At 73.4% G+C, this 24,541-nt stretch carries 28 protein-coding genes and 1 pseudogene; 20 read left to right on the top strand and 9 right to left on the bottom strand.

Features of this window, described 5'->3' with window-relative positions; all coding sequences use genetic code 11:
* Positions 1-478: 478 nt before the first annotated feature.
* Together QCD66_RS33415 and QCD66_RS33410 are read left to right on the top strand one after the other, a co-directional pair.
* Positions 479-778: pseudogene (locus QCD66_RS33415) on the top strand (winged helix-turn-helix domain-containing protein); the annotation flags it as partial.
* 133 nt (positions 779-911) lie between these two features.
* Entirely contained in the window at positions 912-1,820 is a 909-nt protein-coding gene (locus tag QCD66_RS33410; RefSeq protein ID WP_407566915.1) for a hypothetical protein, read from the top strand.
* A 34-nt stretch (positions 1,821-1,854) separates the two neighbouring features.
* Here QCD66_RS33410 and QCD66_RS33405 read toward each other — a convergent pair whose 3' ends face one another.
* Positions 1,855-2,229 carry a DsrE family protein gene (locus QCD66_RS33405; protein ID WP_357535523.1) on the bottom strand — a complete coding sequence of 125 codons (375 nt, stop codon included), beginning with the start codon at positions 2,227-2,229 and terminating at the stop codon, positions 1,855-1,857.
* A 12-nt stretch (positions 2,230-2,241) separates the two neighbouring features.
* Between QCD66_RS33405 and mtfM the strand changes: the two genes are divergently transcribed.
* A complete protein-coding gene (mtfM, locus tag QCD66_RS33400) occupies positions 2,242-2,346 on the top strand; it encodes a small membrane protein MtfM (RefSeq protein WP_269746704.1) in 105 nt (34 codons plus the stop codon).
* Entirely contained in the window at positions 2,343-2,945 is a 603-nt protein-coding gene (locus QCD66_RS33395; RefSeq protein WP_364211281.1) for an FABP family protein, read from the top strand. Before mtfM ends, QCD66_RS33395 begins: the two co-directional genes overlap by 4 nt.
* Before the next feature lie 70 nt (positions 2,946-3,015).
* Here QCD66_RS33395 and QCD66_RS33390 read toward each other — a convergent pair whose 3' ends face one another.
* On the bottom strand, positions 3,016-3,861 hold the full coding sequence (locus tag QCD66_RS33390; protein ID WP_375733746.1) for an aminotransferase class IV: 846 nt from the start codon (positions 3,859-3,861) through the stop codon (positions 3,016-3,018).
* 40 nt (positions 3,862-3,901) lie between these two features.
* Between QCD66_RS33390 and QCD66_RS33385 the strand changes: the two genes are divergently transcribed.
* From QCD66_RS33385 to QCD66_RS33350, 8 genes are all read left to right on the top strand, one after another.
* Positions 3,902-4,324 (top strand): Fur family transcriptional regulator, encoded by a 423-nt coding sequence (locus tag QCD66_RS33385; protein WP_357535528.1) that lies wholly within the window; start codon positions 3,902-3,904, stop codon positions 4,322-4,324.
* A complete protein-coding gene (locus tag QCD66_RS33380) occupies positions 4,321-5,427 on the top strand; it encodes a YgfZ/GcvT domain-containing protein (protein WP_375733745.1) in 1,107 nt (368 codons plus the stop codon). The genes QCD66_RS33385 and QCD66_RS33380 overlap by 4 nt, the downstream gene beginning before the upstream one ends.
* Positions 5,428-5,494: 67 nt before the next feature.
* Positions 5,495-6,334, top strand: a complete 840-nt coding sequence (locus QCD66_RS33375; RefSeq protein WP_375733744.1) for a 3-keto-5-aminohexanoate cleavage protein — start codon at positions 5,495-5,497, stop codon at positions 6,332-6,334.
* A complete protein-coding gene (locus tag QCD66_RS33370) occupies positions 6,331-7,302 on the top strand; it encodes an asparaginase (RefSeq protein ID WP_375733743.1) in 972 nt (323 codons plus the stop codon). The genes QCD66_RS33375 and QCD66_RS33370 overlap by 4 nt, the downstream gene beginning before the upstream one ends.
* 185 nt (positions 7,303-7,487) lie before the next feature.
* The gene (locus tag QCD66_RS33365; protein WP_375733742.1) at positions 7,488-8,090 is read left to right on the top strand and encodes a helix-turn-helix domain-containing protein; all 603 of its coding nucleotides are present in this window, start codon (positions 7,488-7,490) and stop codon (positions 8,088-8,090) included.
* Complete coding sequence (locus QCD66_RS33360) at positions 8,087-8,617, top strand: hypothetical protein (protein WP_375733741.1); 531 nt, start codon at positions 8,087-8,089, stop codon at positions 8,615-8,617. Before QCD66_RS33365 ends, QCD66_RS33360 begins: the two co-directional genes overlap by 4 nt.
* 65 nt (positions 8,618-8,682) lie before the next feature.
* Positions 8,683-8,997 (top strand): DUF2516 family protein, encoded by a 315-nt coding sequence (locus QCD66_RS33355; RefSeq protein WP_357535538.1) that lies wholly within the window; start codon positions 8,683-8,685, stop codon positions 8,995-8,997.
* Positions 8,994-9,878, top strand: a complete 885-nt coding sequence (locus QCD66_RS33350; RefSeq protein WP_375733740.1) for an alpha/beta fold hydrolase — start codon at positions 8,994-8,996, stop codon at positions 9,876-9,878. The genes QCD66_RS33355 and QCD66_RS33350 overlap by 4 nt, the downstream gene beginning before the upstream one ends.
* Here the strand turns inward: QCD66_RS33350 and QCD66_RS33345 are convergent.
* The gene (locus QCD66_RS33345; protein ID WP_375733739.1) at positions 9,871-10,587 is read right to left on the bottom strand and encodes a DNA polymerase beta superfamily protein; all 717 of its coding nucleotides are present in this window, start codon (positions 10,585-10,587) and stop codon (positions 9,871-9,873) included. The two genes, QCD66_RS33350 and QCD66_RS33345, sit on opposite strands and share 8 nt — an antisense overlap.
* Before the next feature lie 88 nt (positions 10,588-10,675).
* Between QCD66_RS33345 and QCD66_RS33340 the strand changes: the two genes are divergently transcribed.
* Both QCD66_RS33340 and QCD66_RS33335 read left to right on the top strand, forming a co-directional pair.
* A complete protein-coding gene (locus QCD66_RS33340) occupies positions 10,676-11,020 on the top strand; it encodes a hypothetical protein (protein ID WP_375733738.1) in 345 nt (114 codons plus the stop codon).
* 37 nt (positions 11,021-11,057) lie between these two features.
* A complete protein-coding gene (locus tag QCD66_RS33335; protein ID WP_364211308.1) occupies positions 11,058-11,573 on the top strand; it encodes an O-acetyl-ADP-ribose deacetylase in 516 nt (171 codons plus the stop codon).
* 12 nt (positions 11,574-11,585) lie between these two features.
* Here QCD66_RS33335 and QCD66_RS33330 read toward each other — a convergent pair whose 3' ends face one another.
* The 3 genes from QCD66_RS33330 to QCD66_RS33320 form a co-directional block, all read right to left on the bottom strand.
* On the bottom strand, positions 11,586-12,602 hold the full coding sequence (locus QCD66_RS33330; RefSeq protein ID WP_357535548.1) for a LacI family DNA-binding transcriptional regulator: 1,017 nt from the start codon (positions 12,600-12,602) through the stop codon (positions 11,586-11,588).
* 7 nt (positions 12,603-12,609) lie between these two features.
* Complete coding sequence (locus tag QCD66_RS33325; RefSeq protein WP_375733753.1) at positions 12,610-13,992, bottom strand: GH1 family beta-glucosidase; 1,383 nt, start codon at positions 13,990-13,992, stop codon at positions 12,610-12,612.
* A 310-nt stretch (positions 13,993-14,302) separates the two neighbouring features.
* Positions 14,303-15,064, bottom strand: a complete 762-nt coding sequence (locus tag QCD66_RS33320; protein WP_364211312.1) for a maleylpyruvate isomerase family mycothiol-dependent enzyme — start codon at positions 15,062-15,064, stop codon at positions 14,303-14,305.
* Between the two features lie 68 nt (positions 15,065-15,132).
* Here QCD66_RS33320 and QCD66_RS33315 point away from each other — a divergent pair, with 68 nt between their 5' ends.
* Both QCD66_RS33315 and QCD66_RS33310 read left to right on the top strand, forming a co-directional pair.
* Complete coding sequence (locus QCD66_RS33315) at positions 15,133-16,221, top strand: UDP-N-acetylmuramate dehydrogenase (RefSeq protein ID WP_375733737.1); 1,089 nt, start codon at positions 15,133-15,135, stop codon at positions 16,219-16,221.
* A gap of 59 nt (positions 16,222-16,280) precedes the next feature.
* Positions 16,281-17,072 (top strand): LPXTG cell wall anchor domain-containing protein, encoded by a 792-nt coding sequence (locus QCD66_RS33310; RefSeq protein WP_375733736.1) that lies wholly within the window; start codon positions 16,281-16,283, stop codon positions 17,070-17,072.
* A gap of 8 nt (positions 17,073-17,080) precedes the next feature.
* Here the strand turns inward: QCD66_RS33310 and QCD66_RS33305 are convergent, their stop codons facing one another.
* Both QCD66_RS33305 and QCD66_RS33300 read right to left on the bottom strand, forming a co-directional pair.
* Positions 17,081-17,881 carry a class I SAM-dependent methyltransferase gene (locus QCD66_RS33305; protein ID WP_375733735.1) on the bottom strand — a complete coding sequence of 267 codons (801 nt, stop codon included), beginning with the start codon at positions 17,879-17,881 and terminating at the stop codon, positions 17,081-17,083.
* On the bottom strand, positions 17,881-18,645 hold the full coding sequence (locus tag QCD66_RS33300; RefSeq protein WP_364211324.1) for an SDR family oxidoreductase: 765 nt from the start codon (positions 18,643-18,645) through the stop codon (positions 17,881-17,883). The genes QCD66_RS33305 and QCD66_RS33300 overlap by 1 nt, the downstream gene beginning before the upstream one ends.
* Positions 18,646-18,820: 175 nt before the next feature.
* On the opposite strand from QCD66_RS33300, the gene mshA reads away from it, so the two are divergent.
* The 4 genes from mshA to QCD66_RS33280 all read left to right on the top strand — a co-directional run bounded on the left by mshA (position 18,821) and on the right by QCD66_RS33280 (position 23,218).
* Positions 18,821-20,194, top strand: coding sequence for a D-inositol-3-phosphate glycosyltransferase (mshA, locus tag QCD66_RS33295; RefSeq protein WP_375733734.1), 1,374 nt, complete (start codon positions 18,821-18,823; stop codon positions 20,192-20,194).
* 183 nt (positions 20,195-20,377) lie between these two features.
* Positions 20,378-20,902 (top strand): YbjN domain-containing protein, encoded by a 525-nt coding sequence (locus QCD66_RS33290; RefSeq protein ID WP_364211330.1) that lies wholly within the window; start codon positions 20,378-20,380, stop codon positions 20,900-20,902.
* A 79-nt stretch (positions 20,903-20,981) separates the two neighbouring features.
* Positions 20,982-21,743: a hypothetical protein gene (locus QCD66_RS33285; protein WP_375733733.1), complete on the top strand. Its 762-nt coding sequence runs from the start codon at positions 20,982-20,984 to the stop codon at positions 21,741-21,743.
* A 332-nt stretch (positions 21,744-22,075) separates the two neighbouring features.
* Complete coding sequence (locus QCD66_RS33280) at positions 22,076-23,218, top strand: CaiB/BaiF CoA transferase family protein (protein WP_375733732.1); 1,143 nt, start codon at positions 22,076-22,078, stop codon at positions 23,216-23,218.
* A gap of 41 nt (positions 23,219-23,259) precedes the next feature.
* On the opposite strand, the gene QCD66_RS33275 is transcribed toward QCD66_RS33280, so the two are convergent.
* Positions 23,260-24,519: an MFS transporter gene (locus QCD66_RS33275; protein WP_375733731.1), complete on the bottom strand. Its 1,260-nt coding sequence runs from the start codon at positions 24,517-24,519 to the stop codon at positions 23,260-23,262.
* Between the last annotated feature and the right edge of the window lie 22 nt (positions 24,520-24,541).

Here is a 24,541-nt window from a genome sequence, read left to right as displayed (position 1 = left end):
CGTCGATGGAACGGCGTTGGCTGATGGTGCACGGCAGACCTGGGAGGATTCTGGGAGGACCGCGTTGGTCGATGGCGACGTTCCGCTGGTCGTTTGCGTATCGGCGGATCCGACGGTCCGCGAGCGGGTGGTACGGCGCCTCGACGACTGTGGCGCCGTCGTGCTCTGTGCCGACCTGACCGAGCTGCGCGCGCTGCTCTTCCCGGCGCAGCTCGTGACTCCGGCGGTCACCCCGGTTTCCGCCACCCCGGTTTCCGCCACTTCGGCCGGCGACGGTCCGTCCCTTGTGCCATACCGGCCGGTCGGGCTGACCGGCGAGGTCCTGCCGGCCGTGGCACCCACGGTCGCGACCCTGTCCGGCCCGCCGGTGCCCTGGCCGGCGCCGCCGCCCCGGCACGCCCCGGTGCCCCCGCCCGGCGCGGTCACCCCGCTCACCGGCCCGCCGGTCCAGGTAGCCGACCCGGCGGCCCAGGCCGGCCCGATCCGGCTCGGCGAACTAACCATCGACGCCGCCGGGCACCTGGTCACCTGGCGCGGCGAACCGCTCGCGCTGACCCGGCTGGAACGGGCCGTACTCGCCGTGCTCGCGAGCCCGCCGCTCGCGGTGTGGACGTACGAGCGGCTCTTCGGCTCGGTCTGGGGCGGCGCCTACCTCGGCGACACCGCGATCCTGCACTCGGCCATGAAGAGGTTGCGCCGCAAGCTGCGCGCCACCGACGACGACCTGCGGGTGCAGACCGTGCGCGGGGTCGGCTACCGGCTGGCCGTACCGAACTGACCGGCCGCCGGCCGGCACCGGCACCGTGGATCCCGCCGGCCCGGCACCGCGGACCTTGTCGGCACCGGCACCTCGGAGCCCGCCGGCACCCGGCACTGGGGGTCCGACCGGCGAACGTGCCACCATGGGCGGCGTGAGCATCGACCCGCCCCGGCAGCTTCCGCCGGTCGCACCGCCGCAAGTGCCGCCACCCGGCGGCTGGCCCGCCCCGGCCGGTGCCCCGCCCGCACCCCGTCCCCGGCGCTGGCTCATCGCGGTCGGCGCCGCCTGGGCCGTGGTGCTGCTGGTGCTCGCGTACGTCTCCACCCGCACCGACGAACCGACCGTCCGCGAGCAGCGCGGCATGGCCGAGGCCGGTCCGCTCGCCGACCGGGTGATCGGCGAACTCGTCGCCGCCGGCGGCACCGACGTGGTCGCGCAGCTCACCCCGATCCGTTACCGGACCGGGTGCCGGATCACCCCGATCCGCTCCGGTGCCACCCTGGAACGCGGCGTCGCCTTCCGGACGACCGAGGCCGACGCGCCGGCCCTGCTCGACCGGATCGCCGACCGGCTGCCGCCGACCTGGCGGGCCGGCACCCGGCACAGCGAGGGTGGCACCGTCCACTCGTTGCGCGCCGACGCCGGCGACTTCGTCGGCGTACGCGGCGGGGTCACCTCACCCGGCGTGATCACCCTGACCGTGAGCACCGGCTGCCGCCCCACGTCCGACGACTACGACCCGACGGTCCGGCTGGCGATCGGACTGCCGGTCGACACCGAGCCCGGCCGGATGCTGGCGGCGATCGGGGTCACCGCGGCCGGAGGGGGCGGGCGGGAGTCCGCCACCTGCCCGGGCGGCGGGCAGGTCCACACCGCCTGGGCGACCGGAACCGGCACCCCGACCGGGCCGCTCGGCGACGCGCTCGCCGAGGTCCGGCCCGCCGACGCCGTGGTGGTGACCGACGCGCCGGACGGCTACGCCTACCGCGCCGGCGACACCGGCGTCGAGGTCCGGGTCGTCGACGGCGAGGTACGGGCGACCGTGACGATCGGCTGCTGACCGCCCGTCGGATCAGCGGCCGGTCGCGCGGGGGTCAGTAGACGAGCGCCTGCGCGCCGTCGGCCAGTGACTCCTCGACGAAGACCGCCGCTCCGGCGATCCGTACGCCGGGCAGCACGTCGTCGGGGCCGATGTCGCGCCGGGCGGCGCACTGCGTGCAGACGGTGACCCGCCCGGCGGCCAGCACCGCGCCGAGCAGGTCGGTCAGCGGCGCCGAATGCGGCAGGTCGAACTCGGCCGCGCGGCCCGGCAGGGCGAACCACGACGACTCGCCGGTCAGCCACAACGACACGTCGACCCCGGCCGCGGCCGCCGTCGCGGCCACCGTGAACGCCTGCGCGCACCGCTCCGCCGAATCCGAACCCGCGGTGGCCTTTACGACGAGAGTGCGAGCCATACCGGTCAGCATAGGATGACCTTCGTGGTCACCGAGATCGGGTTCGTCAGCCTGCTGGTCGCGGGCTTCGGCGCACTCGCCGGTGGCCTGGTCTACCTAGCCGTACGCATCTCGAGAGGACGCTGGTGACTACTCCCGCGGACGAGAACCCGATCGGCCCGCCGCCCTGGCTCAACGCACCGCCGGTCGATCCGTACCCGTTCGAGGAGACGCACGACCTTCGGGTCGGGCCCGACCTGCACCCCGCGCTGCTGGGGCTGCTGCCGTACATCGGGGTCTGGCGCGGCCGGGGCCGTGGCGGCTATCCGACGATCGACGACTTCGACTACGCGCAGGAGATCCGGATCAGCCACGACGGCCGGCCGTTCCTGCACTACGAGTCGCGGGCCTGGCTGCTCGACGAGCAGAGCCGGCCGATCCGGCCGGCCGGCCGCGAGGTCGGCTGGTGGCGGCCGGTGTTCGACGGCGAACGGGTCACCGACGATCTCGAAGCGCTGATGATGACCCCGACCGGCATCATGGAGCTCTACCTCGGCCGGGTCAGCGGCACCCAGGTCGAGTTGGCGACCGACGCGGTGCTGCGGACCGCCACCGCCAAGGAGGTCACCGGCGGCCACCGGCTCTTCGGCATCGTCGAGGGGGCGTTGCTCTACGCCCAGGAGATGGCCGCCGTCGGCCACGGTCTGACGCCGCACCTGTCCGCCCGCCTCGTCCGCGTCGGCGGCTGACCCGACCCCGTCGGCACCCCGGACCGGCCGCCCGGCGGCCGGTCCGGACGTCGTCAGGCTCCGCAAGCCGTCAGGCGAAGCCGAGCAGTTCGCGGATCGCCGTCGTGTGCGGCGACGGCGGCAACGCCACGCCGTCGAGCGACCGCACCTCCGCGACGCCGCGAACCGACGAGGTGAACCACACCCCGCCGGTCGCGTGCAGGTCGGCCGGCGTCACCATCCGTTCGTCGGCCGCCCAGCCCAGCTCGCCGGCCCGGGCCAGCAGCCAACCGGCGGTCACCCCGGGCAGGATGCCGGTGGCCGCGGCCGGCACCGTGCACAGCGTCGCCCCGTCCAGCCAGACCAGGCTGGCGGCCGGCCCCTCCAGGGCGAACCCCTCCGTCGACGTCCACAACACGTCGTCGACCCCGTTCGCCACCGCCCAGCGGCGGGTCGCCTGGCTGACCCCGTACGACGTGCTCTTGACCCCGGCGAGCAGCCACGGCGCGGCGGCGCGGGCGGTCGCGGCCACGCCGAGCGGCAGGGTCGCCACCGAGATGCCGGCGCGGCGGGCGCGCACCGCCGCCGGACCGATTCCGGACAGGGTGGCGAAGGCGGTCGGCGGCCCGCCGTGCTCCGGGCCGCGGGTGCAGACCAGCCGCACCGCCCCCTCCAGATCGGCCGGCCAGGCCGCGCAGACCAGGTCGATCAGCCCGGCGAGGTCGGGGAGCGGGGCGAGCGGCAGGTCGACCTGGTCGGCCGAGCGGGCCAGCCGGGCCAGGTGCGGGTCGCGTAGCCAGGGCTGGCCGGCACGGACGTGCATCGTCTCGAAGAGGCCGTCGCCGTGCAGCACACCCCGGTCGTCGGCGCGCACGACCGGGGCGTCCGGGGCGACCAGACCCCGGCCCAGTACGGCCACGAACTGCGGGCTGGACACGACTCCCGAGCGTAACGGGGATTCGAACTATGATCGGGCCGTGTCGGACACATCGCTCGCCGAAGTGCTGCGGTCGCGGGGGCTGCGGCTCACCGCGCAGCGGCAGCTGATCCTCGAAGCCGTGCACGACCTGGGGCACGGAACCCCGGAGCAGGTGCACAACGCCGTCCGTGAGGTCGCCGCGGGCGTGAACATCACCACTATCTACCGCACCCTGGAACTACTCGAAGAGCTGGGACTGGTTACCCATACGCACCTGTCGCACGGGTCGCCGACCTACCACCCGGCCGGCGCCGACCAGCATGCCCACCTGGTGTGCCGGTCGTGCGGCGAGGTCGACGAGATCGACCCGGCGACGCTGATGCCGCTGGCCGAACAGTTGGCGGCGCAGCGGGGGTTCCGGGTCGACATCGGGCACGTGTCGTTCTTCGGGGTCTGCGTGAAGTGTGGGGAGCAGGAATGATCGATCTACCAGGGGCGGTGGCGGTCGGGGCCATCGACGAGGAGTCACCCGACGTCGGCGTCGCCGCCCACTACGGCGACCCCAACCGGGAGCAGCGGGCGTTGGCGACCGACGTCGGACTGGTCGACCGCTCCAACCGCGGCGTGCTGGCCGTACCCGGCGAGGAACGGGTGAGCTGGCTGCACACCATCACCACCCAGCATCTCGCCGCGCTGGCCGACGGGCAGGGCAGCGAACTGCTCGTCCTCTCCCCGCACGGGCACGTCGAGCACCACGCGCTGGTCGCCGAACTCGACGGCACCACCTGGCTCGACACCGAGCCCGGGCCGGCCGCCGGCGAACTGCTCGGCTTCCTGGAGAAGATGCGGTTCTTCACCCGGGTCGAGCCCCGCGACGCCACCGCCGAGTGGGCCGTGCTGTCGCTGGTCGGCCCGCGCGCGGCGCAGGCCGCCGCGACGCTCGGCGTCGACAGGCTCACCGACCCCGACACCCTCGGCGTCCCGGCCGCCAAGTTCGCCGCCGGCTCCGTGCCATCCCGCCCCACCAGCCGATACGCCGTACGGCCGCTGCCCACCGGCGGGTGGGCCCGACGCGGGCCGCTCGGCGTCGACCTGCTCGTGCCCCGGGGTTCCGTCGACGAGGTGGCCGGCCGGCTGACCGCCGCCGGCGTGCCGGCCGCCGGGCTGTGGGCGTACGAGGCGATCCGGGTCGCCGCCCGCATCCCCCGGGTCGGCTTCGAGACCGACCACCGCACCATTCCCGCCGAGATCGACCTGGTGGCGCCGGCCGTACACCTCGACAAGGGGTGCTACCGGGGCCAGGAGACGGTGGCCCGGGTGCACAACCTCGGCCGACCGCCGCGCCGGCTGGTGCTGCTGCACCTCGACGGGGTGGCCACCGACCAGCCGCCGGCCAAGGGCACCCCGGTCACCACCGACGACGGCCGGACGGTCGGGTTCGTCGGCACCGCCGTACGCCACTTCGAGCTGGGCATGGTCGCGCTGGCCGTGGTCAAGCGCAACGTCGCCGACGACGCGCGGCTGACGGTCGGCGAGTCCGCCGCCGCCATCGATCCGGTGCCGGAGCCGAGCCGGGTGGCGTGAGATGCCAGGTGGCGGTGACCCGACATGGTTTCCGGCACCTGGGAGAACCGGCCCTAGTATCAGCGGCATGACGACAACGACGTTGATCACGGTGGCACCGACCGGTGCCGAGTCCAGCAAGGCTGACGTACCGGCGCTCCCGGTGACCATCGACGAGCTGGTGGTCACGGCGAAGGAGTGCGAGGCACTCGGCGCCGCCGTGATCCACGTCCACATCCGCGACGACGAGGCCCGGCCCACCCTCGACATCGGCCGGCTGCGGGCCACGGTCGCCGCGCTGCGCGAGTCGACCGACCTGGTCGTGCAACTGTCCAGTGGCGGGGCGGTCACCGACCCGGAGGCCGCCCGGCTGGCCGTACTCGACGCCGCGCCCGACATGGCGTCGTGCACGATGGGCACGGTCAACTTCGGCGACGACGTCTTCCTCAACCGCTGGGAGTTCATCGTCGACCTGCACACGCGCATGCAGGAGCGCGGCGTCGTGCCGGAGTACGAGATCTTCGACCTCGGCCACCTGACCGCCCTCCAGCGCCTCCTCGGCAAGTACGGCCTGCCGGCCGGCGGCCACGTGCACGTCGACTTCGTGATGGGGGTGCCGGGCGGGATGCCGGGCACGACCGAGGCGCTGGTGGCGTGCCGCCAGGCGGTGCGTGACCTGCCTGAGGGCACCACGTTCTCGGCCACCGGGGTCGGCCGCACCACGATCCCGGTGATGCTCGCCGCGCTGTCGACCGGCGGTCACCTGCGGGTCGGCATGGAGGACACCCTGACGTACGCCAAGGGGCGTCCGGTCGACTCGAACATGCAGCTTGTCGCGCGGGCGGTGGGCTTCGCCCGGCTCGCCGAGCGGCCGCCGATGACGGCGGCCGCGGCCCGTGAGCTGTTCGGCATCCCGGCCCGGCCGTGACTCACCCCGGCGGGTACGCCGGCGGCGTCCGGCTCGCCGAGGTGGTCCGGTCCGGCTTCGTGGAGGGCTTCCACCACGGCTCGGTCGTGGTGCTCGACGCGACCGGGTCGGTGTCCGACGCCGCCGGGGACGTACGGGGGCCCATCTTTCCCCGGTCGTCGGTCAAGCCGTTGCAGTCGGTCGGGATGTTGCGCGCCGGGTTGCCGGTGACCGATCCGGCCGACCTGGCGTTGATCTCCGCCAGTCACCACGGTGAGCCGTTCCACCTGGACCGGGTCGCGGGGCTGCTGCGCCGGGCCGGGCTGACCGAGGCGGACCTGCACTGCCCGCGCGCGATGCCGATCGGGCCGGCGGCGGCCGAGGCGGTGCTGCGGGCCGGTGGCGGGCCGACCCGGATCCAGATGAACTGCTCGGGCAAGCACGCCGGGATGCTGTTGACCTGCCGGGCGGCCGGCTGGCCGGTCGACGGCTACTGGCTTCCGGAGCATCCGTTGCAGCGGCGGCTGCGGGCGGCGGTCGAGGAGTTCACCGGGGAACGGGTCGCCGCGACCGGGGTCGACGGGTGCGCCGCCCCGGTGCTGGCGGTGTCGCTGACCGGGCTGGCCACCGCCTTCCACCGGCTGGTGTCCGCGGCGCCCGGCACGGTCGAGCGTGCCGTGGCGGACGCGATGCGGGCCCACCCCGAGCTGGTTTCCGGGACCGCCGCGGAAGCCGAGGACAACCGGCTCATGCGCGGCGTGCCCGGTCTGTTGACCAAGGTCGGGGCGGAGGGGGTGATGGCGGTGGCGCTGCCCGGGACCGGCGCGGTCGCCTGCAAAATCGACGACGGTGGGCAGCGTGCGCGCCCACCGGTGCTGGTCGCCGCGCTGCGCCGGCTCGGGATCAGTGCCCCGGTCCTGGACGAGCTGGCGGAGTCCGCGCTGTACGGCGGTGGGGACCGGGTGGGCGGAGTCCGCACCCTCTGGTGACCGGCGCGTTTCCCGCGATTCCGCCGCCTTCCGCGCCACCCCGCAGCCTTTTTCCCGCCATACGGCGAAATGTCGGGTGAGGAGTGCGGGACTGCGGGAAACTGGAGACGCTGGCCGGGTGAAGTCGCTAACTCTGGCTAGCGTTTCGCTTGCAGGAGCAAGCAGTCGGCGCTACCTTCGGTTTCATGCCCAGTCGCAAGGACCTGCCCCGCGACATCGGCGGCTTCATCCGCGACCTGCGTCACAACGCGCGGATCTCGATGCGCCAGCTCGCCGACCAGGCCGGGGTGAGCAATCCCTACCTGAGCCAGATCGAGCGCGGGTTGCGTAAGCCGAGCGCCGAGGTGCTCCAGCAGCTCGCCAGCGCCCTGCGGGTCTCGGCCCCGATGCTCTACCTGCGGGCCGGCCTGCTCGATGCCGAGGGGGAAGGGGTGCTGGCGGCCATCGCCACCGACCCCGACCTGACGATCGCGCAGAAGCAGTCGCTGAGCCAGATCTACGAGACGTTCCGCCGGGAGAACGCCCGCCAGGCCGAGGAGGACCGGGCCGCCGGCCGGTCCGACGAGCCGGCCGACACGGAGCTGAACCGGCCCACGCCGGGTAAGGCCGACCTCGAGAAGACACCGCCCGCCGGGGCACCGGCCGACGGCGTACTCGAATCCGTGGCCGTGACCGAGACCGGCGCCACGCCCGCGCCGACCACCGAGACCCCTGAGCCCGCGAAGAAGATCGCCCAGAAGGCGATCAGCGAGGCCGCCGCCCCGGCGGCCGAAGAGGAGAAGCCATGACCCAGCCGAAGACGACCCGGATTCCCACCCCGCTCTACGCTGCCGCCGGTGCGGGCGAACTCGCCTACCAGCAACTGCGCAAGCTGCCCGCCGTCGTCAACGAGCTGAGCGGCAAGGCGGTCGTCACCACCTTCGAACTGCGCGACAAGGCCGCGGCCACCCTGCGCAACGCCAACACGACCGCCACCACCCTGCGCGACAAGGCCACCGCGACCGACGTCGACGTCGAGCGGCTGCGCGAGGCGGCCATGCGTAACGCCGCCGCCGTCGTGGCCGGCGCCCAGGCGGCCCAGGAGCGCGCGGTCGCCGTCTACGGACTCCTCGTCGCCCACGGCGAGCGCGTCGTCGGCACCCGGGTCGTCCGGGCCGCCGACACGGTCAACGCCGACATCGAGGCGACCGAGGCGCCGGCCGAGGTGACAGCCACCCCGGCGGCCGTCGCTACCCCCGCCGACGTCGCCACCCCGGCCGACGTCGCCGCCCCGGCCGCGAAGCCGGCAAAGCGGACCCGCCCCACCAGCAAGTGACGTATGGTCGACGGCCCCGGCCCGCGTGTTCCACGCGGCCGGGGCCGCCGGCATAAGCTGTTCCCATGGACCACGCCGCGCCGATCTTCATCTACGATGTGCGTACCGTCATCGAGCTGGTACTGCTCGTGTTTGCCCTGGTTGTGCAGGGGGTCGCCTTCGTCCACTGCCTCACCCAGCGCGGCGACGCGTTCCCGGCCATCGGCACCCTGCCCAAGGGCGCCTGGCTCGCCATCCTCGGCGTCTGCCTCCTGCTGACCCTGCTCTTCTTCCAGGCGATCAACATCTTCGGCCTGATCGGCATCGCCGCCTCCCTGGTCTACCTGCTCGACGTCCGGGCCGGCCTGCGAGATATGACCGACGGCAAAGGCTTCTGGTGAGGGATTTCCGCTGGCCACCGCCACCCGATGGTGGCCCGCGGACCTACGGCCCCGGGCCGAGCGCACCCCGCACCGGCCGGCCGGCGTTGCCCGAACCGGCGACCGAGATCGTCACCACCCCGCACGGCGCACGGCTCGAACGCCTGGTCACCGGCAGTGGGCGGCCGGTGACCGTCTTCGCCCACGGGTTCGGCAGCGGCATCGCCACCACCCGGCCGCTGGGCAGCGCGGTGACCGGGAGCAAGGTCTTCTTCCAGTTCCGCGGGCACGGCCGCTCGGACGCCCCGCCAGGGCCGTGGACCTACCGTGACCTGGCCCGTGACCTCCGGGCGGTCGCCGACCTGTCCAACGCCGGGCGGGCCGTCGGGGTCAGCCTCGGTGCCGGCGCGCTCGGCCGGCTGTTGACCGAGAGCCCCGAGCGGTTCGAGCGGGTCGTCTTCTTCCTGCCGGCGGTGCTCGACGAGGCGAGGCCACCCGCCTCGACCGAGCGGCTGCACCACCTGCTCGACGCGGTGGGCGTGGGAGACATCTCGGCCGTCGCCGACGTGCTCTCGGCGGAGATCCCGCCGGCCGTCCGCAACACCCCGGCCTCCTGGGCCTACCTGCGGCAGCGCATCGACCAGTTGATGCGCGACGGGCTCGCCCCGGAACTTGCCGACCTGACCGGCGAGGTGGCGGTTCCCGACCGGGCCGCGCTGTCCCGGGTGACCGCCCGGGCGCTGGTGATCGGCTGCGTCGGCGACGACCTGCATCCGGTGGCGGCCGCCGAGGCGCTCGCGGCCGCCCTGCCGAAGGCCGAGTTGCACGTCTACGACCGGCCCGGCGTCTTCTGGACCAACCGCGCCGACCTGCGCGACCGGATCTCCACCTTCCTCAACTAGCCGGGCGGGCACCCTCCACCGGCGCGGGCAGGTGGTCGGCGCGTACGGCCAGCAGCCAGCGCTCCACGGTGGTCTCGTCCGGCCGGTCCGGCAGTGGGGTCCGGATCGCGTCGAACTCGCGGGTGGTCGACTCCAGCAGCCGTTGCGCCAGGTCGAGGTCGCCGGCGGCGACGCGCTCACCGAACTCGACGAAGCGGGCCGGCTCGGTGAGCCGGATCTCCAGCCGCCCGGTGGCGTAGAGCAGACGTCCCTGGTGCAGCAGCCGGGCCAGGTGCCGGGCGTGCTTGGCCGTACGCCGGCGGGTGTCGGCGGAGAAGCTGCCGTCGCCCCGGCCGGCGAGCCGGCGGAACTGCTGGCCGGCGTAGCCGAGGTAGGCGTCGCGGACCCGGGGCGCGGACAGGAACGCCGTCCGGATGGCGATCAGCTCGTCGCCCCACGGCGTACGGGTGTCGTAGAGGTCGTCGGGTAGCCAGGCGAGTTCGGTGGCGGTGGGGTTCCCGCTCAGGGCGAGCCGGCACCATTTGGCCGCTTCGTGCAGCGTGCTGTCGGGGGCGGTGGTCACGATCGACTCGCGGGGCGGGTGCAGCCCGTGGAAGGCGACCGTGGGGGCGGCGAAGACGCCGAGCCGGTCGACGTCCGAGCCGGGGCGGCTGAGGCCGTACGCGGTCGACCCCACCACTCCGGCAAGTAGTACGTGCATATCGGCCATGATGCCGTAACCTTCGGCACCCGAAGAACGGTGATTTAGTGTGCGTATACCACCGAAAGTGATATTCGGGATCATCGTTGTAATTGGCTTGCCGGTCGCGATCTGGGGCGGCTGGATCTGGGCCGGTGAGGTTCCGGCGCCACCGGCCGAACGGGGCGGAGCCGGCACCATGGGCGCGGCGCCGACCCGCGCCGTGCCCACGCCGAGCCAGCCGGTCTGGATACCGTCGCCGTCGGTGGTCCCCACCGAACCCACCCCGGACCCGAGCCCGACGGCGACCCCGGCCGAACCGTCGGAGTCGCCGGTCGAGCCGTCCCCGACACCGTCGTCGCCGGCCCCCACGACCAGCCCCGCGCCGGAGGTCACCGGCGAGCCGACCGGCACTCCCAGCAGCACGGCGTCCCCGGTGCCGTCGGCCACGGCCCGGCCCTGAGTGGTCCGCGCCGGCCGAGGCGCGGGAGGATGGCCGCATGGAGATCGTCCTGACCGAGGGTGACATCACCGCGCAGCGGGTGGACGCGATCGTCAACGCGGCCAACTCGTCGCTGCTCGGTGGCGGTGGTGTCGACGGCGCCATCCACCGGCGGGGCGGCCCCGACATCCTCGCCGAGTGTCGGGCCCTGCGGGCGTCCCGGTACGGGCGCGGCCTGCCGACCGGGCAGGCGGTCGCCACCACGGCCGGCCGGTTGCCGGCCCGCTGGGTCGTGCACACCGTCGGGCCGGTCTGGTCGGCCGACGAGGACCGGTCGGCCCTGCTGCGCGACTGCTACGCCAACTCGCTGCGGGTCGCCGACGACCTCGGCGCCGCCTCGGTCGCCTTTCCGTTGATCTCGTCCGGCGTCTACCGCTGGCCGGTCGAGGACGCGGTCCGGCAGGCGCTCGCCGTACTGCGCAATGCCGGGCCGGCACAGGTCACCTCGGCCCGGCTGGTCCTCTTCGACGCGCCGACGTACGCGGTCGCGCGGCGGGTGCACGCGGCCGGCTGAGCCGCCCCGGACTCAGGCCGACTCGCGCAGCACCAGCTCGGTCGGCAGCACGACCGCGTGCCCGATGTCCTCACCGGCAGCCATTCGCAACAGTTGGCGGGTCATCTCCCGCCCCATCTCCTGGATCGGCTGGCGCACCGTGGTCAGCGGCGGGTCGGTGTAGCGGGCCATCTCGATGTCGTCGAAGCCGACCACGGCGACGTCCTCCGGCACCCGGCGGCCGGCCTCGCGCAGCGTACGCAGCGCGCCGTGCGCCATCAGGTCGGAGGCGACGAAGACCGCGTCGAGGTCGGGGTCGTCGTCGAGCAGCTGCCGCATGGCCAGCCCGCCGGACTCCCGGGTGAAGTCGCCGACCGCGATCAGCGATCGACGGCCCGAGTCGCGCAGCTCGTCCCGGTAGCCGGCGAGCCGGTCGATGCCGGCGATCATGTCCTGCGGGCCGGCGATGGTGGCGATCCGCCGCCGGCCCGTCTCCAACAGGTGCCGGACCGCCTTCGCGACACCGCCGATGTGGTCGACGTCGACGTACGGCACCGGCACGGTGACCTGGCCCATCGGCCGCCCGCTGCACACCACGGGGATGCCGGAGCGCACGAGGGTCGCCGGGAGCGGGTCGGCGCCGTGCACCGACGCGAACATCACGCCGTCGACGTGCCGCCCGGTCGCGTAGCGCTCGACCCGGGCGTGGCTCGCCGCCGAGCCGGCGATCATCAGCACCAGTTGCTTGTCGGCGGCCTCCAGCTCCTGGCTGACGCCGCGGATGATGCCGGGGAAGAACTGGTCGTCGGAGAAGACCCGGGTCGCCGTCTCGGGCAGCACCAGCGCGATCGAGTCGGTGCGCTGGGTGACCAGGCTGCGGGCCGCCAGGTTGGGTACGTACCCGAGTTCCTGGACCGCCCGGCGGACCGCTTCCTGGATCGGTTCGGCGACCGTGGTCGAGCCGTTGACGACGCGTGAAACGGTTGCCCGGGAGACACCGGCGCGGCGCGCCACCGCCTCCAGCGTGGGCCGTTCCCGTGCAGTCGTCATGTGGCTCTCATCCTTCCAGCCCGTTGCGGCGGATCACCTCCTGGAACCACCGCGCACTGTCCTTCGGCGTCCGCCGCTGGCTCAGGTAGTCGACGTGGACGATGCCGAAGCGCTTGTCGTAGCCCTCGGCCCATTCGAAGTTGTCCAGCAATGACCATACGAGATAGCCGCGCAGATCGACGCCCCGGGCGATGGCCTCGTGTGCCGCGCGCAGGTGTCCGTCGAGATAGCCGATCCGGTCCGGGTCCGGGACCCGGTCACCCTCGGGCCGGTCGGGGAACGCGGCGCCGTTCTCGGTCACGAACAGCGGCACCCCGGGATAGTCGCGGCCGATGCGTTCGAGCAGCGCGGTCAGCCCGGACGGTTCGATCATCCAGCCCATGTCGGTCAGCGGCCCGACCGGCGGCAGGAACTCGATCCCCTCGGTGCCGGGGTAGGCGCCGTCACCCCCGGGGGCACCGGGGCGGGCCGCGACGTAGGTGGGCGCGTAGTAGTTGATGCCCAGCAGGTCGACCGGGCCGCCGATGATCTGCTCGTCGCCGTCGCGCAGGAAGTCGAGATCGGTGAACCGGGCGACGTGTTCGAGCACGTCGGCGGGGTAGCCGCCGCGCAGCAGCGGGTCGAGGAAGATCCGGTTGTGCAGGCCGTCGACGAGCCGTACGGCGCGTTGGTCGGCGGCGCTGTCCGGGTCGGCGGGGACCACCGCGGCCGGGTTGACGGTGATGCCGACGGTGGTCGCCCCGGCCGCCCGCAGCGCCTGCGCGCCGAGCCCGTGGGCGAGCAGCAGGTGGTGTACTGCCGCGAAGGCCGCCGCCGGGTCCTGCCGGCCCGGCGCGTGCACCCCGTTGCCGTAGCCCAGGTACGCCGAGCACCACGGTTCGTTGAGCGTGGTCCAGGTCCGGACCCGGTCGGCGAGCCGGCCGTACACGGCGGTGGCGTAGCCGGCGAAGTGCTCCGCGGTCTCCCGGTTGGTCCAGCCGCCCCGGTCTTCCAGGGGCTGCGGCAGGTCCCAGTGGTAGAGGGTGACGATCGGGTCGATGCCCCGACCGAGCAGTTCGTCGACGAGCCGGTCGTAGAAGTCGAGCCCGCGGGGGTTGACCGGGCCGCTGCCGTCGGGCTGGATCCGCGGCCACGCCACCGAGAAGCGGTAGCTGGCCAGACCGAGCTCCGCCATCAGGGCGACGTCGTCGCGGTAGCGGTGGTAGTGGTCGCAGGCGACGTCGCCGGTGTGTCCAGCGTGCACCTTGCCCGGCGTACGGCTGAAGGTGTCCCAGATCGACGGACCGCGACCGTCGTCGCGGGCGGCACCCTCGATCTGGTACGCGGCGGTGGCCGCCCCCCAGACGAAGCCCTCGGGGAACCGGACGGCGGCCGGGGCCCGGTCGAGCAGTGCCTGGCCGGTGTCGCCGGACGTGGTCACTCGTTGGTTGCTCAAGCTTTCACGGCACCTTCCATGATGTCGCCGATGATCTGGCGGCCGAGTACGACGAACACGAGCGGTGGCGGAGGCGAACGCATTGTGCCCCTTTGTCGTGGTGGTGTTCGACCTCCGGCATCGAGTATCTAGTAGGAGAGCGCTCTCACGAAAGGGTGGACCGAGCGTGGCCAGGCGTCAAGAGAGCGCTCCCAGAAAGTTGCCCGCGCGGTGCCGAGGAACCCGCCCACGAAGGGCGGGTTCGAAGCGGGGGAAGAGGTCGGGATCAGCCGGTGCGCAGAGCGGTCAGGAGGGTCGCGTCACCGGTCACGTCGATCACGTCGAAGCCGATCCGGCCCCAGAGGGCGAGCAGCAGGTCGCTCGCCGTGCCGGTCGCGTGCAGCCGCGCGTGCGGGTCGTCACTGTCCAGGATCGTGTCGGTGTCGAGCAGTGCGACGCCCTCGCCCCGCAGCCGCAGGTACCACTCCTGGTCGGCGTCGGTCGCGACGAGTTGCGCCACACCGTGCCGCGGCTCGGTCGAGAGCCGCCGCCCGGCCGGCAGCCAGGTGTCCAGCAGTTCGGACACCCCGTCGGCGGCGAGCTTGGCCTCGATCGGTTCGACCGAGACGATCGCCGTCTGGGCGTCCCACCGGCGAAGGGCGGTCTCGTGCGCGACGCGACGGTGCCAGAACCCGACCCGCTTCGGCTGCGGCGCCCAGTTCCACGCCGGCGCCTCGGCGTCGAGGCCGTCGAGCAGGTTGATGAGGCGGTCGAACTCCTGCTGCCACCAGTCGATCGCCGCGACCCCGGCCGGCAGGCCCTCCGGCCCGGCCGGTGCCGCCGGCTGCTCGGTGCTGCCGGAACCCACCACGCCGGCCACCCACCCGTAGAAGGATCCGAGGTGGTGCACGAGGTCGGTGACGGTCCAGTCAGGACACGACGGCACCGGCGCGTCGGGGGCGGCCTCGGTGATCGCGGCGCGGAACGCGGGGCCCTCGGCGCGCAGTCCGCCGATCCAGAAATCCTTGGTGCCGTGCAGTCTGCTCATCGCCATTTCCTCCAGGACGACCGACCGTCCGTGCCTCGCCAGGCTGCTTCCAGCCTAGGGTGAACAGCGTGCCCGACGTTAGTGCAGAAGCGCCGACCACCGGTGAACCGACCAGCCCCCGATCCCTGGCCGCCTACACGACCCTGCGGCTCGGTGGCCCGTCCCGCCGATTTTTAACCGTTGGCGACGCCGCTGAAACCGTGCAAAGCATACGAGAGGCGGCGTTCGACGATCAGCCGGTTCTGATTCTCGCCGGCGGCAGCAACGTGGTGGTCGCCGACGCGGGATTTCCCGGGCTCGTCGTGCTCGTCCGCTCGCGAGGGGTGCGGGTCGTCGCCGAGGACGCCGAGACCGTCACGGTACGGGTCGCCGCCGGTGAACCGTGGGACGACTTCGTCGCGTACACCATCGATGCCGGGCTGTCCGGCGTCGAGTGCCTGTCCGGCATCCCGGGGTCGTCCGGCGCCACCCCGATCCAGAACGTCGGCGCGTACGGCCAGGAGGTGGCCGAGACGATCAGCGCCGTCGAGGCGTACGACCGGGTGACCGACGAGGTGGTCCGGCTGGCTCCGGCCGGCTGCGGCTTCGCCTACCGGGGAAGCGTCTTCAAGCACAGCGACCGCCGGGTGGTGCTCTCGGTCGACTTCCGGCTGGCCCGCTCGCCGCTGTCGGCCCCGGTCCGGTACGCCGAACTGGCCCGGGCCCTCGGGGTGGCGACCGGCGACCGGGTGCCGCTGGCGCAGGCGCGTACGGCGGTGCTGGCACTGCGGGCCGGCAAGGGCATGGTGCTCGACCCGGATGACCCCGACACCCGCTCGGTCGGCTCGTTCTTCACCAACCCGGTGCTCGACGCGGCGGCGTACGAGGCTCTGCTGGGCCGGGCCGGCGCGGCCGGCGAACCGCCGTCCTGGCCCGATCCGTCCGGCGTGGTCAAGGTGAGCGCGGCCTGGTTGATCGACCGCGCCGGCTTCACCAAGGGGTACGGCGACCCGGGCACCGTCGCGATCTCGTCCAAGCACACGCTGGCGCTGACCCACCGTGGCGGCGGGACGACGGCCGATCTGCTGGCGCTGGCCCGCGAGATCCGCGACGGCGTGCACGCCCGGTTCGGGGTGACGCTGCATCCGGAGCCGGTGTTGGTCAACTGCGAGCTTTAAAACGGACTATTTGCTTATTTTGCCGTTGCCTGAGTTCGGTCGGCTCGTTGACGGTGGTTATGGGGAAGATCTCTGCCGTCCGTCGCGTCCTGTCCGCGACCGTACTCGCCGCCGTCGTGTCCGTACCGATCCTGCCGGTCGCCGCGGCCGCCCAACCGTCGCCGCCCGCGCCGATCCTGCCCGGCCTCCCGGTCATCCCCGGCCTGACCGGTGACGCGCCGGCCGACGACGGGCCTGGGCCGATCCCGGGGACGGACACCGGCGAACCGGCGTACCGCGACGGGGACCGCCCCGCCGCCACGACCGGCGACGCGGCCCAGGTGGAGGCCGCCCGCCCGCTGGTCATCACCAAGGCGGCCGACGCCGCCCAGGTCATGCCCGGAGCCAAGGTCAACTACCAGATCATCCTGCGCAGCGGGCAGGGGCTGGACGACATCGAGGTCGTCGACGACCTCACCGGTGTGCTCGACGACGCCGACTACGACGGCAACGCGACCGCCACGGCCGGCCGACTCGACTGGGCCGAACCGGAGCTGACCTGGACCGGCGACGTGCCGGCCGGCGAGCCGGTGGTGATCAGCTACTCGGTCACGGTGAAGACCGGGCAGCCCGGCGACCTGCGGATGCGCAACGTCGTCCGTGGTCCGGCCGAGAGCAACTGCGACCCGGCCTACCGGCAGGGCGGCTGCGCCGTCTCGTCGTTCGTGCTGGAGCCGGTGGCCCGGCCCAGCACCCCGCCGCCGCTGCCCAACACCGGTGCGCCGGTCACCTGGCTCGCCGCCGTCGGTGGCGGCCTGCTCGCCGCCGGCGCCGTCGCGCTCGTGATCGCCCGGCGCCGCCGGGCCGCCTGACCGTCCGGTCAGCCCCCGGTCGCCGGGGCGACCGCCGACCACGGCACCGTCACCTCACCCAGCCGCCAGCGGGCTGGCCGGTCCGACACCGGCCAGCCCGCTTCGCGTATCGCCGCGACCGCGCGCACCCAGCGCTGCCGCGGCCCGAACGGCGCGTACGGCGCCGCGGCACGCCAGCCGTCGTCGAGCGCCCGCAGCAGGTCGTGCACCGGCTCGCCGGGCACGTTGCGATGGATCAGCGCCTTCGGCAGCCGTTCGGCGACCGTGCCCGGACTGTCCAGCCTGGACAGCTTGGCGGCGAGGGTCAGCGACCGGGGACCGGCCGTGTCGAGCAGCACCCAGGATCCGAGCCGGCCCAACTCGTCACAGGTGCCCTCGACGACCACCCCACCGGGGGCGAGCGCGCCGGTCATCGTCCGCCACGCCGGCGCCACCTCGGCCTCGTCGTACTGCCGCAGGACGTTGAACGCGCGTACGACGGCCGGCCGGGCACCGGCCAGTTCGAACCCGCCCCGGGCGAACGTCAGCCACGGCGGGTCGGCGGCGCCCGCCGCGGCCGCCACCCGAACCGGATCGATCTCCAGGCCGAGCACCCGTACGTCGGGCCGCACCGCGGCGGCCAGCCGGGCACGCAACTCCACGGCGGTCACCGGGGTGGCGCCGTACCCCAGGTCGACCACGAGCGGGTCGGGGGCGTCGCGCAGCACGTCGGCGCAGTTCGCCGCTATCCAGTTGTCCACCCGGCGCAGCCGGTTGGGGTTGGTGGTGCCGCGCGTGACGACCCCGAGCGGCCGACGCGGTCGGGTCATCAGCTCACCCGGTGCACCTTGTGCTGCGCGGCCTGGGCCAGCGGCCGGACCACGAGACGGTCGATGTTGACGTGATGCGGGCGGGTGGCGCACCAGGCGATGCAGTCGGCGACGTCGTCGGCGACCAGCGGCTCGGCGACACCCGCGTAGACGGCGGCGGCCCGCTCCGCGTCGCCGTCGAACCGGACCAGGGCGAACTCGTCGGTGCGCACCATGCCCGGATCGATCTCGACCACCCGGATCGGGCGGCCGTTGAGTTCGAGGCGCAGCGTGCCGGCCAGTGCGGTCTGCGCGTGCTTGGCCGCCGTGTAGCCGCCCCCGCCCTCGTAGACGCCGAGCCCGGCGGTGGAGCTGACGACGACCACCGTCGCGGCGCCGGACCGTTCCAGGGTGGGCAGCAGCGCCTTGGTGACCCGCAGCGTGCCGAGCACGTTGACGTCGTACATCCACTGCCAGTCGCCGACGTCGGCGTCCTCGATCTGGTCGAGGCCACGCGCTCCGCCGGCGTTGTTGACCAGCAGGGTCACCGGTCCGGGCAGGTCGCCGACCGCCTCGGCCAGGCCGGCGACCGACTTGTCGGACGTGACGTCGCAGGCCACCGTGGTCGCCCGGCCGCCAGCCGTGGTGATCTCGGCGAGCAGGGTTTCCAGGCGGTCCGTCCGGCGAGCGGCCAGGACGACGTGGAAGCCCTCGGCGGCGAGCCGCCGCGCGGTCGCCGCGCCGATCCCGCTCGACGCTCCGGTGACGATCGCGACAGGGGTCATGGGCCCCATTCTTTCCCACCGGTCCGCTGCGGGGCTGCCGGGATGAGGTGGGTCACGTACGGGGGCGGCCTCGATGTATGGGGTTGCCTGAATCGGGAAGATGGCACGCGGTGCAGCGGTTGCTCTATGAGGCCGGTCGCGCAGAACGGCGCATAGCTGACTTTGAGGAGCAGATGTGGCGGAAATGCACACCGGCGTGGCGCGGCAGCGAGGTCTCCAGCCGTGGCCGACACCCAGACGGATCGCCACCCTGTCCGTGCACACCTCGCCGCTGCACCAGCCCGGCACCGGTGATGCCGGCGGCATGAACGTCTACATCGTCGAGGTCGCCCGCCGCCTCGCCGACGCCGGCGTCGAGGTCGAGATCTTCACCCGGGCCACCGCCGGTGACCTGCCCCCCACCGTCGAGATGGCCCCCGGCGTCAAGGTCCGGCACATCATCTCCGGGCCGTTCGAGGGGCTCGCCAAGGAGGAACTGCCGGCCCAGATGTGCGCCTTCACCACCGGCGTACTACGCGCCGAAGCGGCCCGCGCCCCCGGCTACTACGACCTCGTGCACTCCCACTACTGGCTCTCCGGACAGGTCGGCTGGCTGGCCAAGGAGCGGTGGGGAGTGCCGCTCGTACACAGCGCGCACACCCTGGCCAAGGTCAAGAACGCCCAGCTCGCCGCCGGTGACCGCCCCGAACCGAAGGCCCGGATCATCGGCGAGGAGCAGTTGGTCGTCGAGGCCGACCGGCTGGTCGCCAACACCCGCGTCGAGGCCCACGACCTGGTCGACAGCTACGGCGCCGACCCGACCCGGGTCGCGGTCGTCGAACCCGGCGTCGACCTCGACCGCTTCCGGCCACCCACCGCCGGCACCGAGGCCGCCACCCGCCTCGCCGCCCGCCGCCGGCTCGGCCTGCCCGAGCACGGGCACATCGTCGCGTTCGTCGGCCGGATCCAACCGCTGAAGGCCCCCGACGTGCTGCTGCACGCCGCCGCCGCGCTGCGCGCCCGCGACCCGGAGATCGCCGACCAGCTCACCGTGGTGATCGTCGGCGGTCCGAGCGGCACCGGCCTGGACCGGCCGACCGCCCTGATCGACCTGGCCGCGTCGCTGGGCATCTCCGACGCCGTACGCTTCCTGCCGCCGCAGACCGGCGACGACCTGCCGGCCCTCTACCGGGCCGCGGACCTGGTGGCGGTGCCGTCGCACAACGAGTCCTTCGGCCTGGTGGCGCTGGAGGCGCAGGCGTGCGGCACGCCGGTCGTCGCCGCCGCCGTCGGCGGCCTGGTGACCGCCGTACGCGACCAGATCAGCGGCATGCTCGTCGACGGCCACGACCCGGTCGACTGGGCCCGGGTGCTGGGCGGCCTGCTCGCCGCGCCGGCCCGCCGGGCCGGCCTGGGCCGGGGAGCGGTACGCCACGCCCGCAACTTCTCGTGGGCGCGTACGGCCTCCGGGCTGATCGCGGTCTACCGTGAGGCGGTGGCCGAACACCGCAGCCGGACCCTGTCCCAGTTGACCGACGGGGCGGCGGCGATCAGCGCCGGTGCGTTCTAGTTGGGTTCGCGCGAGGAGTGCAGCGAAGCGGAGCCCCGCAGTCGTGAACCGGAAGGCAGGTTCGGTTCGCGCGAGGAGTGCAGCGAAGCGGAGCCCCGCAGTCGTGAACCGGAAGGCAGGTTCGGTTCGCGCGAGGAGTGCGGCGAAGCGGAGCCCCGCAGTCGTGAACGAAAGGCGATCCAGTTGGGTGTTCAGGGGCAGGTGGCGGCGCTGGTCGAGTCGGTGTGCACCGACCGGGAGTTGGAGTACGAGTCGACCGGCGAGTTCTCGTACGCGGTCACGCTGCCCGGCACCCACAAGCTCAAGACGGTCTGCAATCTGATCGTCGGCGAGCACGCGCTGCGGATCGAGGCGTTCGTCATGCGGCAGCCCGACGAGCGGCGCGAGGAGTTGTGGGCCTGGCTGCTCCAGCGCAATTCCCGCATGTACGGCGTCGCGTTCGCCATCGACCCGGTCGGTGACGTCTACCTGACCGGCCGGGTCGGCCTGGGTGGGGTCGACGAGGACGAACTCGACCGGCTGCTGGGCTCGGTGCTGACGTACGCGGACGAGTCGTTCGACACCATGCTCGAGATCGGCTTCGGTACGGCGATCCGGCGCGAATGGGAGTGGCGGGTCCGAAACGGCGAATCGACGGCGAATCTGCGGGCGTTCGCGCATCTCTTCGAGCCCTCGGCGGCCGGTGACACGGGTTTGGACCGCCCCTGACGGGTATCGCTGTCGGGGCGGCCGGTGACCGTGCCGGGAACCGCCGCCCGCCGAGGACAGACTGTCGAGGGAGCAGGAAATGGCTCAGCGGAACAGTTCGGGTCGCGGCGGGTCCGCGACCGCCACGAAGAGCCGGTCGGGTTCGGCGGCGACCGAGATCAGGGAGAGCGACATCGCCCAGCGGCGGGTCGACGACCTGCGCGGGGAGTTGCGGCGCCGGGGGATCTCCGGCACGTCGGGCCTGCGCAAGGACGAACTGGTCAAGCGGGTCGTCAAGGAGATGCGGGCGGATCAGCGCCGGGGCGGGGCCGCCAAGGCCGGGACCGCGCCGAAGGCCGGCGGCGCCGGCAAGCGTACGGAGTCCGCGGCCGGCAAGGCCACGACCGGGCGGGGCGCCGGGGCGAAGAAGACCACGTCGGCCCGGAAGAGCACGTCCGCGGCCGGCAAGTCGTCGCAGGGAGCGTCCGGCCGGCCGCGGCAGGGCGGTGTCACCTCCCGGACGACGAAGTACGCCCAACGCATCTCGTCGACCCAGGACCGGCCGGAGCGTGCGGGCCGCAGCCTGGTCACCACCGACCACGAGGTGATCAAGCGGTGGGCGCAGGCCCGCAACGCGAAGCCGGCCACCATCGAGAACACCGACCACGACGGCCATCTCGGGGTGTTGCGTTTCGACTTCCCGGGGTACCACCGCGGCCGGCCGCTGACCGAGGTGAGTTGGGCCGAGTGGTTGCGTACGTTCGACGAGCGGCAGCTCAATTTCATCTACCAGGAACAGATGCGCAGTGGGCAGCAGAGCAATTTCTTCCTGCTCGAGTCACCGTTGCGCGAAGACGGCTGAGAGTGGCCCCGCGCGCACGTACCGAGATTTTTCGGTCCTTAAACGCCGCGGATGAAAAAGTGACGGCGATCGCAGGGTGTGACCGGCAAGACATGGTATTAGGGTTGTCGGTCGCGCCGGCTCCGAACTAACGTGATCTGTACGCGCCAAGCTCGGAAATGTTCGGGGGAGCAGCGGATCGGTTCGATCCGCGCACGAGCTGGCGACGGGGACGGGTGGCATTCTGGGCCGTTGGGGGACGGCGCCACCTCAAGCCGGCGGTGTGCGCGGGCGACGCTTACGGGGGTGAGCGTCGCCCGCCGCCGCCGGGCCGACCCGTAGAGTCCCGCCTCATGAGCGGACCGCTGACCGGCCTGACCGTCGTCGAGATCGCCGGCCTCGGACCGGCTCCGTTCGCCGGGATGCTGCTCGCCGATCTGGGTGCCACCGTCGTACGCGTCGACCGGCCGGGTGAGCCCGGCCTGATCGCCGATCCCCGTCACGACGTGCTCAATCGCGGCAAGCTGTCGATCGCCGTCGACCTGAAGGATCCGCGCGGGGCGGCCGTCGTGCTGGCCCTGGCCGCCGCCGCCGACGTACTGGTCGAGGGTTTCCGGCCGGGGGTGGCCGAGCGTCTCGGGATCGGTCCGGCCGACTGTCACGCCGTCAACTCGCGACTGGTGTACGGGCGGATGACCGGCTGGGGGCAGGACGGCCCGCGGGCGCGTACGGCCGGACACGACCTGACGTATCTCGCGGCGACCGGTGTGCTGCACGCGATCGGTCCGGCCGATGGTGCGCCGGTGCCGCCGCTGAACCTGCTCGGTGACTACGGCGGCGGCGGAATGCTGCTCGCGGCGGGTGTGCTCGCCGCGCTCTGGCAGACCGGCCGTGGCGGACCCGGCCAGGTGGTCGACGCCGCGATCGTCGACGGCACGGCGCTGCTGGCCACCCAGCTCTTCGGACTGGTCCATGGTGGACTGTGGCAGGACCGGCGGGGCGCCAACCTGCTCGACGGCGGAGCACCCTTCTACGGCGTCTACCCGACGGCGGACGGCCGGCATCTGGCGGTCGGCCCGATCGAACCGAGGTTCTACGCGGAGTTCGTCGAGCGGCTCGGCGGCCTCGGCACCGAGCCGCCCGACCAGTACGACGTCACCCGGTGGCCACGGCTGAGGGCGCTGATCGCCGAGCGGATCGCGTCGCGTACGCGGGACGAGTGGGTGGCGGTCTTCGCCGGCTCCGACGCGTGCGTGGCGCCGGTGCTGTCGCTGGGCGAGGCACCCGACGACCCGCACCTGGCCGCGCGGGACGTGTTCGTGGAGTCGTACGGCGTCCGGCAGCCGGCGCCCGCGCCGCGTTTCTCGGCGACCCCGGCCGGCCCGCCCGCGTCGCCGCCGCCCCGGCCCGGAGAGCACTCCGAGACGGTGCTTGCCCGCTGGTCGATTCCGGACGGCGCGGCACTGCTGCGGGACGGCATCGTGGTCCAGGACTGACCGCCGCCGGCCGGCACCCCCCGACCCGGTGCTCCCGGCCGTCAGGCGCCCCGCGCAGCGGCCGGTGCCGCCGTGGGCTTCCCGGTGGCCGGCCCGCCGGAGCGGGCGAGCCGGGCCGCGACCTGGCGCTCGCGGGGTGGTCCGGCCAGCAGGTGCCCGCCGACGGCGAGCAGTCCGGCGACGCCGGTGATGATCCAGTGCCAGTCGCCCAGGTATTCCAGGCTCGCCCCGCCGAGGGCCGGCGCGACGAACGACGCGGCCGGGAACGTCAGGTAGAACACCGCCTGGTATCGGCCGCGCAGCGCGGGTGGGGCGAGTTCGGCGTTGATCTCGGCGTTCGGGGGTGCGGCCAGCATCTGCCCGACCGTCCAGACGAACGCCGCCGCCAGGTAGGCGGCGAGATGGTCGGCGAACGCCAGCGAGCCGAAGCCGACGGCCAGCAGGCCGGTCGACAGCGCCAGCACGTGGTGCTTGCGGCGGCCGTCGATGAGCCGGGGCACGAAGAGTTGCCCGACCACGATCAGCGCACCGCCGACGGCGACGACGAGGCCGTACGCGCCGGGGCCGAGGCCGTCGGCGCGCATCGCCAGCGGCATGATCGTGGAGGTCTGGGTGACCAGCACCGCCAGCGCGAAGGTGAGCGCGACGAAGACGAGGAACGCCCGGTCGGTCAGCGCCGTACGCAGCCCCGGGCCGCCCCGCGCCCGCCGGGTCCGTCGCCCGGTCAGCGTCTCGGGCACCTTCCAGAGAATGATCGCGGCGGTGGTCAGCGTGGCCGCCGCGTCGACCAGGAACAGGGCGGTGAAGCTGGCCCCGGCGAGCACCCCGGCGAGCAGCGAGGCCGCCGCCATCCCCAGGTTGAACGCCCAGAACTGCAGGTTGAAGGCCCGCGACCGGCGCTCCTCGGGCACGATGTCGACGATCGCGGCGACGAACGCCGGGCCGGGCATCGAGTGGACGATCCCGACGAGCGTGGCGAGCACGGCGATCGTGCCGATGCCGCCCGCGAACGCCATCGCGATCATCAGGAGGCCGGCGACCAGGTGCGACCAGAAGAGCGTGCGGCGCCGCCCCCAGGAGTCGGCGAGCACCCCGCCGAGCAGCACCCCGGCCGCCCCGCCGATGCCGTACGCCCCGACGACCAGGCCGGCGACCGCCGCCCGGGCACCCCGTACGTCGGTCAGGTAGAGCGACAGGAACAGCATCGCGAAGGCGCCGGTCCGGTTGATCAGCAGACCGGTCCACAGGTACCAGTACGTCGCCGGGAGGCCGCCGGCCGTGTCGCGCAGCCAGGTACGCACGCGGCGCCCTCCGGGAAGGTTT

The sequence above is a fragment of the Polymorphospora sp. A560 genome (assembly GCF_045781765.1).
Classification (GTDB): Bacteria; Actinomycetota; Actinomycetes; order Mycobacteriales; family Micromonosporaceae; genus Polymorphospora; species Polymorphospora lycopeni.
The sequence above is the reverse complement of the archived record's forward strand: the minus strand, read 5'-3'. Positions and strand labels throughout refer to the sequence as shown.